13 protein-coding genes are annotated in these 15671 nt (G+C 64.6%); 7 read left to right on the forward strand and 6 right to left on the reverse strand.

Annotated features, from left to right (window positions below; genetic code table 11):
• Positions 1–47: 47 nt before the first annotated feature.
• Positions 48–2426 (reverse strand): xanthine dehydrogenase family protein molybdopterin-binding subunit, encoded by a 2379-nt coding sequence (locus RS897_RS29305; RefSeq protein ID WP_315832189.1) that lies wholly within the window; start codon positions 2424–2426, stop codon positions 48–50.
• A 221-nt stretch (positions 2427–2647) separates the two neighbouring features.
• On the opposite strand from RS897_RS29305, the gene RS897_RS29310 reads away from it, so the two are divergent.
• Together RS897_RS29310 and RS897_RS29315 are read left to right on the forward strand one after the other, a co-directional pair.
• Positions 2648–3718: a Ppx/GppA phosphatase family protein gene (locus RS897_RS29310; protein WP_315832190.1), complete on the forward strand. Its 1071-nt coding sequence runs from the start codon at positions 2648–2650 to the stop codon at positions 3716–3718.
• Positions 3719–3874: 156 nt separating this feature from the next.
• A complete protein-coding gene (locus RS897_RS29315) occupies positions 3875–4561 on the forward strand; it encodes an RlmE family RNA methyltransferase (RefSeq protein WP_315832191.1) in 687 nt (228 codons plus the stop codon).
• A 9-nt stretch (positions 4562–4570) separates the two neighbouring features.
• Here RS897_RS29315 and RS897_RS29320 read toward each other — a convergent pair whose 3' ends face one another.
• Positions 4571–6043 (reverse strand): MFS transporter, encoded by a 1473-nt coding sequence (locus RS897_RS29320; RefSeq protein ID WP_315832192.1) that lies wholly within the window; start codon positions 6041–6043, stop codon positions 4571–4573.
• Between the two features lie 336 nt (positions 6044–6379).
• Here RS897_RS29320 and guaB point away from each other — a divergent pair, with 336 nt between their 5' ends.
• Positions 6380–7888: an IMP dehydrogenase gene (gene guaB / locus RS897_RS29325; protein WP_315832193.1), complete on the forward strand. Its 1509-nt coding sequence runs from the start codon at positions 6380–6382 to the stop codon at positions 7886–7888.
• A 163-nt stretch (positions 7889–8051) separates the two neighbouring features.
• On the opposite strand, the gene RS897_RS29330 is transcribed toward guaB, so the two are convergent.
• Positions 8052–8246: a hypothetical protein gene (locus RS897_RS29330; RefSeq protein ID WP_315832194.1), complete on the reverse strand. Its 195-nt coding sequence runs from the start codon at positions 8244–8246 to the stop codon at positions 8052–8054.
• Positions 8246–9457 (reverse strand): zinc metallochaperone GTPase ZigA, encoded by a 1212-nt coding sequence (gene zigA / locus RS897_RS29335; protein WP_315832195.1) that lies wholly within the window; start codon positions 9455–9457, stop codon positions 8246–8248. Before zigA ends, RS897_RS29330 begins: the two co-directional genes overlap by 1 nt.
• Before the next feature lie 203 nt (positions 9458–9660).
• On the opposite strand from zigA, the gene RS897_RS29340 reads away from it, so the two are divergent.
• Positions 9661–10692, forward strand: a complete 1032-nt coding sequence (locus RS897_RS29340; protein ID WP_315832196.1) for an NADP-dependent oxidoreductase — start codon at positions 9661–9663, stop codon at positions 10690–10692.
• An 82-nt stretch (positions 10693–10774) separates the two neighbouring features.
• Positions 10775–12373, forward strand: coding sequence for an AMP-binding protein (locus RS897_RS29345; protein WP_315832197.1), 1599 nt, complete (start codon positions 10775–10777; stop codon positions 12371–12373).
• Between the two features lie 10 nt (positions 12374–12383).
• On the opposite strand, the gene RS897_RS29350 is transcribed toward RS897_RS29345, so the two are convergent.
• Together RS897_RS29350 and RS897_RS29355 are read right to left on the reverse strand one after the other, a co-directional pair.
• On the reverse strand, positions 12384–13226 hold the full coding sequence (locus tag RS897_RS29350; RefSeq protein ID WP_315838780.1) for a metallophosphoesterase family protein: 843 nt from the start codon (positions 13224–13226) through the stop codon (positions 12384–12386).
• Between the two features lie 110 nt (positions 13227–13336).
• Entirely contained in the window at positions 13337–13693 is a 357-nt protein-coding gene (locus RS897_RS29355) for a DUF4870 family protein (RefSeq protein ID WP_315832198.1), read from the reverse strand.
• A 181-nt stretch (positions 13694–13874) separates the two neighbouring features.
• Between RS897_RS29355 and RS897_RS29360 the strand changes: the two genes are divergently transcribed.
• Both RS897_RS29360 and RS897_RS29365 read left to right on the forward strand, forming a co-directional pair.
• Positions 13875–14255 (forward strand): MAPEG family protein, encoded by a 381-nt coding sequence (locus RS897_RS29360; RefSeq protein ID WP_315832199.1) that lies wholly within the window; start codon positions 13875–13877, stop codon positions 14253–14255.
• A 30-nt stretch (positions 14256–14285) separates the two neighbouring features.
• The gene (locus RS897_RS29365) at positions 14286–15590 is read left to right on the forward strand and encodes an RsmB/NOP family class I SAM-dependent RNA methyltransferase (protein ID WP_315832200.1); all 1305 of its coding nucleotides are present in this window, start codon (positions 14286–14288) and stop codon (positions 15588–15590) included.
• Positions 15591–15671: the final 81 nt, after the last annotated feature.

The following is a 15671-nucleotide window of genomic DNA, read 5'->3' on the forward strand; positions in this document are numbered from 1 at the left end:
CCGCTCCTCGGGATGAGGAGCGAAGGGAGCGGGCCGGGGCCCGCCGCCTACGCAGCCGTGGTCTTGCTCTTCCCGTCCTGGATCGCGCGCCACACCCGTTCCGGTGTCAGCGGCATGTCGATGTGGGTGACGCCGTAATCAGAGAGTGCATCCACCACCGCATTGACGATGGTGGAGAGGCTGCCGGCGCAGCCGGCTTCACCGCAGCCCTTGGTGCCGAGCGGATTCGATGTCGCGGGCGCCGGATGGTCGCCGAGCGTCATCGGCGGAATGTCGCCCGCGCGTGGCAGGGCGTAGTCCATGAATGAGCCGGTCACCGGCTGGCCGTTGTCGTCGTAGCTGACAAGCTCCATCAGCGCCTGGCCGATGCCCTGAGCGACGCCGCCATGGATCTGTCCCGCGACGATCATCGGATTGACCACGGTGCCGAAGTCGTTGACGCCGGTGTAGCCGACGATCTGCACCACGCCGGTGTCGGGATCGACCTCGACCTCCGCCACATGGCAGCCGTTCGGGAATGTCGACGGCACTTCCTTGCTGACATGATCGACATTGAGCGAGGCGGGGGCGCCGTCCGGCAAACCGCCTTCGCGCAGCCGCTTCGCCAGGTCCATGATGCCGATGCTGCGGTCGGTCCCGGTGATGGTGAAGCGTCCCTCGCTGAAGTCGATATCGCCCTCAGCGGCTTCCAGCACGTAGGAGGCTGCGGTCTTGCCCTTTTCGATCACCAGCTGTGCGGCTTCCACGATGGCCTGGCCGCTTGCGGTGATCGAACGGGAGCCGCCGGTGCCGTTGCCGGTATGGACGATGTCGCTGTCGCTCTGCTCCAGTCTGACGGCGTCGAACGGCACGCCCAGGCGATCGCACAGCACCTGGGCGAACGGCGTGGCATGGCCTTGGCCGTAATCCAGCGTTCCGGTCACGAGCTGCACCGTATTGTCGTCGATGAACTCGATCTTGCCGAGCTCGACGCCCGGAGGCGCGGTGATTTCGAGATACGAGCCGACCGCGATGCCGCGCAGCTTGCCCTGCTTGCGGCTTTCGCGCTTGCGCTTGGCGAAACCCGCATGATCGGAGAGTTTCAGCGCATCGTTGAACACGCCCTGGAAATCGCCGCTGTCGTAGGTCAGGCCGTTGGCGGCGGCGTAGGGGATCTGTGTCGGCTTGACGAAATTGCGCCGCCGCAACGCCAGCCGATCGGTCTTCATCGAGTCAGCCGCGCAATCGATCAGGCGTTCGAGGAAGTAGTTGGCTTCCGGCCGGCCGGCCCCGCGATAAGCGCCCATCAGCGTCGTGTTGGTGACGACACACTTGATGTCGACCTCGATCAGAGGCGTGCGATAGACGCTGGCGATGTTCTTGGCGATGTTGAGCGACAGCGGGATCGGTGCGACGCCGGTGATGTAGGCGCCGAGATTGCCGTAGCCGGAGACCCGCACGCCGAGGAATTCGCCGTCCGCGGCCAGCGCCAGCTCGGCGTGGATATCCTGGGCGCGGCCATGGCTGTCCGACAGGAAGCTGGTCGAGCGCTCGTCGGTCCATTTCACCGGGCGGCCGAGCTCACGCGCCGCATGCAGGATGCAGATGTATTCCGGATAGTTGATGTTCTTCATGCCGAACGAGCCGCCGACATTGTGGGTCAGCAGGCGGACCTTGTCGTTCGGCAAATTGAGATTCTTGGCGAGCGAGGTGCGGTTGCCGGCGACGCCCTGGGTCGGCGCGTGAATGGTGAAATGTTCTCTGGCCTTGTCATAGACGGCGATGCCGGCGCGCGGCTCCATCGGCACCACCGCGAGGCGGGTGTTGGCGATATCGAGCTTGGCGATGTGGGCAGCCTTGGCGAAGGCGGCATTCACCGCGGTGGTGTCGCCGGAGTGGAAATCGAGCGCCACATTGTTGGGAATGTGGTCGTAGAGTTGCGGGGCGCCTGGCTGGGTGGCGGCCTCCGCATCGGTCACCGCTAGCAGCGGATCGATGTCGAGCACGACGGCCTCGGCTGCGTCGCGCGCCTGGGCCAGGGTCTCGGCGACCACAAAGGCCACGGGGTCGCCCACGAAACGCACCTTGTCCGTGACCAGGGGCGGGCGGTTGGTCTGGTACACCGGTTTGCCGTCGCGGCTCTTCAGCGGCACCCCGGTGGTGAACACGCCATAGCCGGCCTTGGCGAGGTCGGCGCCGGTCCACACACCCAGCACGCCGGGCATGGCGCGGGCCGCTTCGATGTCGATGCCCCGGATCACGCCATGGGCGTGGGTCGAACGAACGATCCAGGTGTAGACTTGGCCTTTCAGGTTGATGTCGTCGGTATAGGTGCCCTTGCCGCGGACCAGGGTGTCGTCCTCCTTGCGCCGGACGGGCTGGCCAACACCGAATTTTTGCGTCGCAACAGCGTTATCGAAGGTGCTGCCGAGGGGGCGGTCCTGCATGGGAATGTCCGGTTGGGGGCGTGGATGGATGGCGTCGGATCGCGCATAACCGCGCTCAAAAGCCGTATGCCATAAAATAATGCAATCTAATCAACCATTCAACGGCTCCCGGGACATGCCGCGTCTGCGCCAAGGTTGCACCGGAATACCTGACTGATACACTTTGTATCGAACAGAAATTTGACCCACCGCCGGAGCCCGGTGGTGGAGAACGGGCTTTTATGACGGAGCAGATACGGCTTCGGGACAGCGTCGCGCTGTGCGAGGAGCCGGGGACAGCGGGTGTGGCCGAGCCGCGCGAGGGCGGTTCGCAGTCTTGCGCGCCTGGTTCCGTCTATGCGGCGCTCGATCTCGGAACCAACAATTGCCGCCTGCTGATCGCCCGCCCGTCCGGCGACAGTTTCCGCGTGGTCGATTCCTTCTCGCGGATCATCCGGCTCGGCGAGGGGGTCTCCACGTCAGGCCGGATCAGCGAGGCTGCGATCGAGCGGGCGATGGCGGCACTCACGGTGTGCCGCGACAAGATGGTGATGCGCAACGCCCGCCGTTTGCGCCTGATCGCCACCGAAGCCTGCCGCGCCGCCGCCAACGGCGACGCCTTCCGGGCTCGGGTGGCCGACGAACTCGGCATCAAGCTCGAGGTCATCGACCGCGAAACCGAGGCCACGCTGGCGGTGACCGGCTGTTTGCCGCTGGTGGATCCCGCGGCCGACGGCGCCATCCTGTTCGATATCGGCGGCGGATCGACCGAACTGGTTCGTCTCGAACGCCCCCGCGACATCCCCCGGGCTATTCCGGCCATGGCTGGTTGGGCCTCTCTGCCGCTCGGCGTGGTGACGCTGGCGGAGAAGTTCGGCGGCAAGAACGTGACCCGGGAGTCCTACGCGGCCATGGTCGCGGAGGTCGCCCGGCATCTGGCGCCTTTTGTCGCCGAACATGGCAGCAACCTGGCCAACTCCCATCTGCTCGGCACCTCCGGCACCGTGACCACCATCGCGGGCGTTTACCAGAACCTGCTGCGCTACGATCGCCGCCGCATCGACGGCATCTGGATGAACACCGCCGACGTTACCTGCGTCATCGAGCGGCTGCTCTCCACGAGCTATACTGAGCGCGCCGGCAATGCCTGCATCGGCCCCGATCGGGCCGATCTGGTGCTGGCCGGTTGCGCCATTCTGGACGCGATCCGCAACGCATTCCCGCTGCCGCGGCTGCGTGTCGCCGACCGCGGCCTGCGCGAGGGCATGCTGATCGAGATGATGCGCCACGATGGCGCGATCGCGGCGGCTTGACCTATCGTTTTCAAGCGAAGTGGAGACCGGTTCCCCCGCGACAAACGCGAAGCGTTTGCGCGGAGAAAACGCGTCAAAATAAGAAGCTGGAGCCGGTTTCCTCGCGTCAAATCCAACATACTGGCAAGACCGGCCTGCAGGTGCTAGAGGCTCGGCATGGCCAAGGACGACACCGGACGGCTGCATGTCACCGTCAAGACCGGCGGTAAGCGCAAGCTTTCCTCCAAGCTCTGGCTCGAACGCCAGCTCAATGATCCCTATGTCGCGCAGGCGAAGCGCGACGGCTATCGCTCGCGTGCGGCTTACAAGCTGAAAGAGATCGACGACAAATACAAGCTGTTGAAGAGCGGCATGGCGGTGATCGATCTCGGCGCCGCACCCGGTGGCTGGAGCCAGATCGCGGCACGCAAGGTGGGTTCGGTCGAGGGGCGGGGCAAGGTCGTCGCCATCGATCTCCTGGAGATGCCCGAACTTCCGGGCGTCACGTTTGCCCAGCTCGATTTTCTCGATCCGTCCGCGCCGGACAAACTGCGGGCGATGCTCGGCGGCGGCGCCGATTTTGTGATGTCGGACATGGCCCCCAATACGACGGGCCACCGCACCACCGACCAGTTGCGCATTTTGGGTCTGGTAGAGGGCGCCGCAGCGTTCGCCGTCGAGGTACTCAATCCCGGCGGATCGTTCCTGGCCAAGGTGTTTCAGAGTGGCGCGGATGCGACGTTGCTGGCAGAGCTCAAGCGCGACTTCGCGACCATCCGGCATGTTAAGCCTGCGGCCAGCCGGCAGGATTCATCCGAGCGCTATCTCTTGGCGACAGGGTTTCGCAAAGATAGATCCGGTTAAAGGCCGGCGTTACAGCTTTTGATCGCGCGCGTCGGCGGTGCTCTCGCTGGCCTTTTTCTCGGCGGCTTTCTCCGCACCCTTGCGGCTTGAGATTTCGGTTGCCTTGCGGCCGGAAATCTCGTGGCCGGCGTCCGGCGGCAATTTATGGAAGAAGATCGCTGACAGCGCGGTGATCGCGGCGACGATCAGGAAGGCCGGCCAGAAATCATCCGCCGACAACTCCGTGGCGTGGCGCAGCAGCATCGTACTTTCGACCGAGAACGCGCCGATCGCGACGCCCGCCGAAATCGCCAGTTGCTGGTTGACGCTGACGATCGTGGTTGCGCGGCTGAGCTGCGCCTGGTCGATCTCCGCATAGGCAATGGTGTTGATCGCGGTAAACTGCAGCGAGCGGAAGAAGCCGCCGACGATCAAAATGATCAGGATCAGCAGCAGCGGCGTCGCCGGCGTGAAGATGGCGCAGGCGGCAAGGAAAACCGCGCTCACCACTGCGTTGACGGTCATGATGTTGCGGAAGCCGAAGGCACGGATGATGCGGGCGGCCAGGGTCTTCATGCCCATGGCTCCGACGGCCGAGCCGAATGTCACCAAGCCCGATCTGAACGGCGACAGGCCGAATCCGATCTGCATCAGCAGCGGCAGCAGGAACGGCAGCGCGCCGATGCCGAGGCGGAACATGAAGCCGCCGATCAGGCTGGCACGCATGGTCGGCAGCCGCATCAGCGAGAAATCCAGCACCGGGGAGGCGGTGGTCTTGGCATGCCGCAGGTACATGGTCATCGAGATGGCGCCACAGACGATCAGCGACACCACCACCTCCCACGGCAGCAGATTGAGGCCGGCCACCGACAAGCCGAACGCCAGCCCTGCAAGGCCGACGCCGGCGAGCACCAGTCCCTTCAGGTCGAACCGTTCGGGATTGTCGCTGCGGATCGGATCGATGTAGCGCTGCGCCATGTAGATGCCGAGCAGCCCGATCGGGATATTGATCAGGAAGATCCAGTGCCAGGAGAAATAGGTGGTGATGAAGCCGCCGAGCGGCGGCCCGACCACGGGGCCGATCAGCGCCGGCGTGGTCAGCCAGGCCATTGCATTGACCAGCGCGCTCTTGTCGATGGAGCGGACCAGCACCAGCCGTCCGACCGGTGTCATCATCGCACCGCCGATGCCCTGCAGGATGCGGGCGAACACGAACTGCGTCACCGACGACGAGAGCGCGCAGCCGATCGATCCCAGCATGAACACCGCGATTGCGGTGGAGAACACCGTGCGGGCGCCGAAGCGATCGGCGGTCCAGCCGCTCGCCGGAATGAACACCGCAAGCGACAGCAGATACGACGTGATGGCGAGCTTGAGCGTGAGGGGGCTGGTGCCGATATCGGCCGCGATCGCCGGCAGCGAGGTCGCGATCACCGTGGAGTCCATGTTTTCCATGAACAGGGCGGTGGCCACGATCAGCGGGATCAGGCGTTCCTTCTGCATGCGCGGCTCAAAACCTCGTTTTTGAAGCGGGACGGCGGCCAAATCGGCAAGGAATCCATCGAAATCCGCCTGGGCAGGTCAATAAGTTCGTTGGGTTTCGCCGTCCAGTCGCAATCGGACAGGGCCACCCGGCAGGAAGGCGGGGCGCAGACGCGCCATGCGCAAAAAGCGCCTGTAAAACCGCATGAAACCCTTTGAAACGTCATGGTCCCATGCTATCGACCACCGCCAACCCCAAAGAAGGGCTTCGATTCGAGTACGGCACCTGTGCCGGCGAACGATAAGCCTTTTCCGAAGGTTCTATTGCGGCGTGCGCGCCGCCAGATGGAGTTGGCAATGGCTGTCATTCAGCGTCCGGGTTCGCAGGGTCCGAGATTTCAAGAAGCATTCACGTTCGATGACGTGCTGTTGAAGCCCGGCCTGTCGGAAATCCTGCCCTCCGAGGCGGATGTCCGGTCGTTCCTGACCAAGGCCGTGCCCCTGAACATTCCCGTGATGGCCTCCGCCATGGACACCGTGACCGAGGCGCGGATGGCGATCGCCATGGCCCAGGCCGGCGGCATCGGCGTCATCCATCGCAACTTCGACATCGACGGCCAGGCGGCGCAAGTCCGCCAGGTCAAGAAGTTCGAATCCGGCATGGTGGTCAATCCGCTGACCATCGGTCCCGACGAAACGCTGGCCGACGCGCTGACGCTGATGAAGGACAATGGCATCTCCGGCATCCCGGTGGTCACCGGCGGCGGCCATGGCAAGCCGGGCAAGCTGGTCGGCATTCTCACCAACCGCGACGTGCGGTTTGCGACCGATCCGCGCCAGAAGGTCTCGGAGCTGATGACGCACCAGAATCTGGTGACGGTGCGCGAGAACGTCGGCCAGGCGGAAGCCAAGAAGCTGCTGCATCAGCGTCGCATCGAGAAACTGCTGGTGGTCGACGATCAGTATCGCTGCGTCGGTCTGATCACGGTGAAGGACATCGAGAAGGCGGTGGCGTATCCGCTGGCCTCCAAGGACGAGCAGGGCCGGCTGCGGGTCGCAGCCGCAACGACTGTCGGCGACAACGGTTTCGAGCGTACCGAGAGGCTGATCGACGCCGGCGTCGATGTGGTCGTGGTCGACACCGCGCATGGTCACTCCGTGCGGGTGCTGGAGGCGGTCAACCGCATCAAGCGACTGTCCAATGCAGTGCAGGTCATTGCCGGCAATGTCGCGACCACTGAAGCGACCCAGGCGCTGATCGATTCCGGCGCGGATGCCATCAAGGTCGGCATCGGTCCCGGTTCGATTTGCACCACCCGCATCGTTGCCGGTGTTGGCGTGCCGCAGCTGACCGCGATCATGGATTCGGTCGAAGCAGCTCACAAGGCCGGGATCCCGGTGATCGCCGATGGCGGCATCAAGTTTTCAGGCGACCTCGCCAAGGCGCTTGCGGCCGGCGCAAGCATTGCGATGGTCGGCTCGCTGCTGGCCGGAACGGATGAGACGCCCGGCGAAGTGTTCCTGTGGCAGGGCCGCTCCTACAAGGCGTATCGCGGCATGGGCTCGGTCAGCGCCATGGCCCGTGGCTCGGCCGATCGCTATTTCCAGCAGGACATCAAGGACACGCTGAAGCTCGTGCCCGAGGGCATCGAAGGCCAGGTGCCCTACAAGGGGCCGGTCAGCAATGTGGTACATCAGCTGGTCGGCGGCCTGCGCGCCGCGATGGGGTATGTCGGCGCGAAGACAATTTCCGACTTCCACGACAAGGCGCAGTTCGTCCGCATCACTGGCGCAGGTCTGCGCGAAAGTCACGTCCATGATGTGACGATCACCCGCGAAGCACCGAACTATCCGGGCGGGGCGTAAGATACCGACTCGCGCACAGCTTATCCCGTCGTCCTGAGGTGGCCGTGCGTAGCGCGGCCCTCGAAGGGCGGCGGCCCGAGCGGTCGCTCCGGGGCCGTTCATCCTTCGAGGCTCGCTTTGCTCGCGCCTCAGGATGACGGAGCTAAAGCTTTCCGAAAGTTGCCTACTCGCCCTTCGTCTTATACTTCAGCCGCGACGGAGCCACGCATTCGCAGGCGTCGTCACACGTCGCGTGCGACGTTTCCCGCTCCAGGCCGGCGGCCGACATCACTCGCCAGGTGGAGGGTTTTGTCGGCGCCGCATAGTCGGGTTTGCGGAGCAGGGCGGCCAGCAGATCCCTGGTGAAGCCGTCCTTCATCAAGCCTCTCCGTTGCCGCGCCGCCAGCCGGGGAACGGGTCACGCAGCCCGGTCCACAATTTCGGACCCAGCGCCATCTCCTGGCCGGTCAGCAGGCACGCATCGAGCTTGGCGATGGTCTGCTCCTTGTCCATCTCCGGCGTGCCGATGAACACCAGTTCCTGCCGTCGGTCGCCATAGGGTTCGGTCCAGCTGCGCATCACGCCGGCGCGCCATTCCTCGTCCTGCGGCCATCTTGGTTTGGGCGTGGCCGCCCACCACACGCCGGCCGGTTCATGCCGCACGATGGCGCCTGCGCGCGACATCGAGCCGGCAAAATCCATCCGCGACGCCAGCCAGAAGAATCCTTTGGCGCGGATCACGCCCTGCCAGTTGGCGGTCAGGAATTTGTGAAACCGGTCGGGGTGGAACGGCCGCCGCGAGCGATAGACAAAGCTCCAGAAGCCGTACTCCTCGGTTTCCGGCGCGTGTCCGAGACCCTGCAATTCCCGCAGCCAGCCGGCCGACTGGTTGGCTTTCTTGTAAGAAAATTTGCGCGTATTCAGAATGCGTTGCAGCGGCACCTTGCCGAATTCCGTGAATACGAGATCGGCGGTGGGATTGAGCTTCTTCAACACGTTTGTGAGGAAGGTGCGCTCCTCGCTGGTGACGAGGTCGATCTTGTTGATCACGATGACATCAGCGAACTCGACCTGTTCGACCAGCAGTTCGGCGATGGCTCTGGTGTCACCGTCGCCGGCGACCTGGTCGCGGTCCGCCAGCAGATCGACCGAGGTGTAATCGAGGGTGAAGTTGAGGGCGTCGACGACGGTCACCATGGTATCGAGCCGGGCGAGGGAGGCGAGAGTCTTGCCGTTCTCGTCCTCGAACTCGAACGTGGCGGCAACCGGCATCGGTTCGGAGATGCCGGTGGACTCGATCAGCAGATAGTCGAAGCGCTTTTCGCGCGCCAGCAGTTCGACCTCTTTCAGAAGATCGTCGCGCAGGGTGCAGCAGATGCAGCCGTTCGACATCTCCACCAGCCGTTCGTCCTGGCGTTTCAGGTCAGCTCCGCCGTCGCGCACCAGCGCGGCGTCGATGTTGACCTCGCTCATGTCGTTGACGATCACAGCCACCCGCATGTTCTCGCGGTTGTGCAGGATATGGTTGAGAAGGGTGGTCTTGCCGGCGCCCAGAAAGCCGGACAGCACCGTGACGGGCAGTCGCTCCATATCATCGTCCTCAAATATGTTATGTTATAACATAACATACACCTATTGAGGCGCAATCAAGGCTGGCATTCCGCTTCACGGAAACTTCCTGCTTCGGAATTGGCGCATGGGCTGCATGCGGCGCCGCTGCTCTTGTCAGCCTGAGGCCTCAGCGCCTATCGAGGAACCACAAACGCGACAACAACCACTCGGAAGGAAACGTCATGTCCCAGCAAGCCCAGCGCATCGTCCTTGCCGCGCGTCCCATCGGCGAGCCGAAGGCCTCCGATTTTCGCCTGGAGGATGTTGCGATCCCGACTCCGGGACCCGACCAGGTCCTGCTGCGCACGATCTGGATGTCGCTGGATCCCTATATGCGTGGCCGTATGAGCGAGGGGCCGTCCTATGCCGAACCGGTCGCGATCAACGGCGTGATGGAAGGCGGCACGGTGGCGGAAGTGGTGACTTCCAACAGCGACAGGTTCGCCAAGGGCGACATCGTGCTCGCCCACTCCGGCTGGCAGACCCACGCGGCCGTCGACGCCAAGGGACTGCGCAAGATCGATCCGCAGCTGGCGCCGATCTCGACAGCGGTGGGCGTGCTCGGCATGCCCGGCATGACCGCCTATACGGGCCTGCTCGAAATCGGCAAGCCGCATCCGGATGAAACCGTGGTGGTGGCAGCCGCCTCCGGCGCGGTCGGCTCCGCTGTTGGCCAGATTGCCCGGATCAAGGGCGCGCGAGCTGTCGGCATTGCCGGCGGCGCGGACAAGTGCCGCTACGTCAAGGACGAGCTCGGCTTCGACGAATGCCTCGACCATCGCGATCCGGACCTCGCGGCCAAGCTGAAAGAGGCGTGTCCGAAGGGCATCGACGTCTATTTCGAGAATGTCGGCGGCAAGGTGTGGGATGCGGTGCTGCCGCGGCTCAACCCGTTCGCGCGCGTGCCGGTGTGCGGCCTGATCGCCGATTATAATGCGCTCACCGGCGATGTGCCGGGCCCGAACCGCGCGCCGGCGCTGATGCGCGCCATCCTGGTGAAGCGGCTGAACCTGCGCGGCTTCATCGTCCGCGATTTCGCGTCACTGCATGGCGCCTTTCTGCGCGACATGTCGGAATGGCTGCGCGAGGGCAAGCTCAAGCACCGCGAGTTCGTCACCGAGGGCCTTGCCAGCGCGCCCGATGCTTTCATCGGCCTGTTGCGCGGCGCGAACTTTGGCAAGCAGCTGGTGCGTGTCGGGGCTGACCGCGCCTAACCGACCGCGTATCCGTCACCTCTTTCACGCAGGAGGTGACGGGATCGCTTCAGCCGATCATAAAAAACAACAGGGGAAACGCATGCCCAATCCCGAGATGATGCCGGGGCAGATCAGTCCCTTTGCCGGGCTGGATGTGCCGTGGCTGTTGCGGCTGCGGGCGGAAACCCGCCGCGATCATCCGTTCCTGATCTGGGCGCCGTTCGATGCGCCGGCCCGTCCCTGGAGTTACGGTGAATTTCACGAACGCGTCGGCGCACTGGCGGCTGGCCTCGCCAGGCGCGGCGTCAAACCCGGCGAATGCGTGCTGATCCATCTCGACAACTGCATCGAGGCGATGCTCGCCTGGTTTGCCTGTGTCGAGCTCGGCGCTATCGCGGTGACCACCAACACCCGGTCTGCGGCGGCAGAGATGGCGTACTTCGCCGATCATTGTAGCGCGGTGGCCGGCATCACCCAGCCGGCCTATGCCGATCTGATCGCAAGCTCCTGTCGCAACCTGCGCTGGCTTGCGGTGATTGCCCATGATGCCGGCGCGCCGCCGGCGCAAGCGGAGCGGCCGGCGCGCAGCGAGGCCTTCGAGGCACTGTTCGCCGACAGCGCCGACCGGCCGCGACGCCCGGCCGATCCTGAGGCCTCCTGCAGTGTGCAATACACCTCCGGCACCACGTCGCGGCCGAAAGCGGTGCTGTGGACCCATGCCAACGCGCTGTGGGGCGCCAAGATCAATGCGGCGCATGAGGATCTGCGCGCCGACGACATTCACCAGGTGCATCTGCCGCTGTTTCACACCAACGCGCTGGCTTATTCGATGCTGGCGACTTTGTGGGTTGGCGCCACCGCGGTGATCCAGCCGCGTTTCTCGGCCAGCCGGTTCTGGGGCGCGGCGCTGGCGCATCGCTGCACCTGGGTGTCGCTGGTGCCGTTCTGCGTCAAGGCGCTGATGGAGCGGGAGATCCCGAAGCAGCACCATTTCCGCCTGTGGGGATCGGCAATCTGCGAGCCGCCCACCGACAAGCTGTTCGGCGCCAGGACCATCGGCTGGTGGGGCATGACCGAGACCATTACCCACGGCATCGTGGGCGAAGTCACTCAGCCGAACATTCCGCTGGCCATCGGCCGCGCCGCGCCGGAATACGCAATCCGCGTGGTCGATGCCGATGGCGCGCCGACCCAGGCTGGCGAGACCGGTGACCTGCTGATCCGCGGCATTCCCGGCCTGTCGCTGTTCAAGGAATATCTGCACAACGAGAAAGCCACCCGCGACAGTTTCAACGACGATGGCTATTTCATCACCGGCGATCGTGTGAAGCTGCTGGAGAACGGCTTCCTCCGCTTCGGCGACCGCGCCAAGGACATGCTGAAGGTCGGCGGCGAGAATGTCGCCGCGTCCGAAATCGAGCAGGTGGTCATCACCGTCGCCGGCGTGCGCGAAGCCGCGGTGGTCGCCAAAAAGCACCCGATGCTCGACGAGGTGCCTGTTGTGTTCATCATCCCGCTGGCGGGAACTGAGAAGGCATCGCCCACGCTGCAGGACGATGTGCTGGCGGCGTGCAAGCGGTCACTGGCCGATTTCAAGGTGCCGCGCGAGATACGCCTTGTCGACGAACTGCCGCGCTCGACCTTGGAAAAAGTGGCCAAGGCGGAGTTGCGCAAGCTGCTGGAACAGGGGGCTGCGTGAGCTTGTCGCATTACAAAGCCGCAGCGAGTTCCTTCACCGAATAGAGATCGACGTCGATTTGCCCGGCGGCACGGGTGTGGCGAACCTCGAAGCCGTCGGGCCTGAACACATAGTCCACCAGCCCGACCTCCTTGGCGCCGATCAACTCCTGTTTCTCGTCGGGCTTGATGATGAAGGACGCCGACGGCGCCCAGATGTGCCTGACATTGCGATAGGTGTAGTCGCGGCGTTGGTGCACGTGGCCGCAGGCCACCAGCCGCAGGTCGACGGTGGTCAGGAGGTCGATGAGTTGAGTGCGCGCCGGCATTGGCACGTAGCGGAACGAGGTCGCGGCCAACTCATCGTCGTCGGGCGTTTGCAGGAACAGCGGCTTGTGGATGAACAGTGCCAGCGGCCGGCCGCGCACCGTCGACAGCTCTGCGGCAAACCATTCCTGCTGCTCGGCCTCGCACGCAAGCCCCGTGTTCATGATGAGCGAATTCAGGCCGATGAAGCTCCAGCCGGCGGCATCGAAGCGCCAGTGGTCGTCACCGAACGCGTCGATGAACTGTCGTCGCGTTTGCTCCGAGACAAGTTGCGACGGTGGTTTGCCGACCTGGGTCGGGTTGTCGCCGATGTCGTGGTTGCCGGGGATGAAGCGGCAGTCCACCGGAAGCGCGTCGTGCAGCTCCCTGGCGAAGGTCAGATCCTGCGGATGATCCGAGCCGTCGAAGGCGACATCGCCGCTGTTGACCACGAGGTCCGGCCGCGTGTCGTCGATGTACTGGCTGACCTTTTCGAAATTCGTTACGAACGGCGCATACTGTGCGCCGAGATGGGTGTCGGTGATCTGCGTGAGGCGAAAGGCGGACATCAGGTTGGACATGGCGTGCTCCCTTTGCCGCCACGCTACGCCCGCCGGATGTCAGTCAGATGGCTCGCCGCGTGTTTAAAACAGGCGTTTTTCAGCCGGTCAGCAGCCTTCTACAACCAACCTTGGGGATCATCGATCGGGCGCTCGTCCATCGCCCGGATCAGGCCGCGAATGACGCGGAACAGTTGCCAGACCGCAAGCACGCCGAGAATGATGAAGCCGATCCCGAGGAACATCAGCACAAAGCCGATGATGCCTGCGATCAGGCTGATCCAGAAGGTGCGGATCGCCGATGTCATATGCGATTCATAGGGCGTGCCGGCAAGCTCGCCGCGTTTCACATAAGCGATGATCAGGCCGATCACCATGGTCAGCGCGAAGGTGAAATAGGTGGCGATGTAGAGACCCCAGACCACGATCGCCCAGGTCTTGGGTGACGTGGCCGAGTTGGCCGGCTGCAGTGACATGGATGCCCCCATTTCCGCGTTGTGCGCCACAGAGCCTATCGCCGGGCTGGGAGGGTGTCTATTGCGACGGAACCGGTTCGCGCTGGGATTGTTGCCGTAGCGTTGCCGTGTCTTTGTCTTTGGGGGGCAACGGTGTTGCGGCTGCGGGCAGCCGCGGGGATCGCGAGGAGGGACGTTCACGATGATGGTTCAGGGGATTCTGCTGCCGGTGTTCGTGCTGGTGGGGCTGACGTTCGCGCTGTTGTTCTGGAGCGGCGCCAGGCGTCCCAGCTGGTTTGCGCAGGGCAAGGCTGGCCCTGCGGATGCGGGCGCCGCCATCTATGATCCGCTGCAGCTTGTCACCCTGTTCTATGTGCTGGTCGCCATGGCGCTGCCGCTGCGGCAGGCCGATCTGGTGATGGTGATGCTGGCGTGGGTGTTCGTGGTTACCCGCTTTCTCTATGCCGGCGTTCTCGTCTCGTCCCAGGGCGAGCGCAACCGCCCGATGGCCTATCTCGCCGGCGCCCTTGTGTTGCTGGCCATGTGGGTCTATTTCGCGCTGAAGATACTTATGCCGCTCTGAGTGCGGCATCTCAGCAGCCGAAAGATCTGAATGACCCCCGCCGCACGGCTCTCCGCCGCCATCGAGGTTTTGAGCGCGATCGACACCCAGCGCATACCCGCCGCCAATGCTTTGAAGGATTGGGGCACCGCGCACCGCTTTGCCGGATCGGGCGACCGCGCCGCTATTGCGGGCCTCGTGTTCGACGTGCTGCGCCGTCGTGCGTCGAGTGCGTACCTGCTCGATGCCGATACGCCGCGCGCCCGGGTGCTGGGCATGCTCCGGCTTGAGCGCGGCCTCGATGCAGATGCCATTGCTGCCCTGTGCGATGGATCGCGTTTCGCCCCCGAGCCGCTGAGCGAGGCCGAGCGATCGGCGCTGACATCGCGTTCGCTCAAAACCGCACCGGATCATATCGCCGGCGACTATCCCGAATGGCTCGATCCCTACCTCGCACGCGTGTTCGGTGATAGCCGGGTGGAGGAGGCGGTGGCGATGGCCAGCCGCGCGCCGCTGGATCTGCGGGTCAACACCCTGAAGTCGACGCGTGACAAGGCGCTGGCATCAATCGCCCATCTCGGCGCGGAGCCGACCCGGTGGTCGCCGCTGGGCTTGCGCATCGCGCTTGGCGCGGATGCGCGCAATCCCGGTGTGCATTCGGAAGAGGCCTTCATCAAGGGCGGCGTCGAGGTGCAGGACGAAGGCTCGCAACTCGCGGCGCTGTTGTCCGCTGCCAAGCCCGGCGAGCAGGTGATCGACCTCTGTGCCGGCGCCGGCGGCAAGACCCTGGCGCTGGCGGCGATGATGCAGGGCAAGGGCCGCCTGATCGCCACGGATTCCGACAAGCGCCAGCTGGCGCCGATCCACGAGCGGCTGTCCCGCGCCGGCGTCCACAATGCCGAGGTGCGCACCCCCAAAGGGGCGGCCGATCCGCTGGCCGATATCAAGGCCTCCGCCGATCTCGTGGTCATCGACGCACCTTGCACCGGCACCGGAACCTGGCGGCGCAATCCCGACGCCAAATGGCGGATGCGGCCCGGCGCCCTCGAGGTCCGGCTGAAGGGGCAGGCCGAGGTGCTGGACCGTGCCGCGGCGCTGGTCCGCCCCGGCGGGCGGATCGCCTACATCACCTGTTCGGTGCTGGCCGAGGAGAATGGCGATCAGGTCGCCGCCTTTGTTGGCCGCCATCCGGGTTTCACGGTGATGCCGACGGCGTGGTCCATCGGCCCCCTCGGCACCGCCGCGGATGCCTTCGCAGGCGCGGTTCTGACCACCCCGGAAGGGCTCCTGATGACCCCACGCCGGACCGGGACGGACGGGTTTTTCGTCTCCATCCTGAGCCGTGGCCAGGCCTGAAACCGAGCCGAAACCTGGCTGAAAATACCGCTTGAAAGGCCAATTCCGGCATTGCGGCGGGCCGTCGGGTCGCGTAATTCC

It is taken from the genome of Bradyrhizobium prioriisuperbiae, assembly GCF_032397745.1.
Classification (GTDB): domain Bacteria; phylum Pseudomonadota; class Alphaproteobacteria; order Rhizobiales; family Xanthobacteraceae; genus Bradyrhizobium_A; species Bradyrhizobium_A prioriisuperbiae.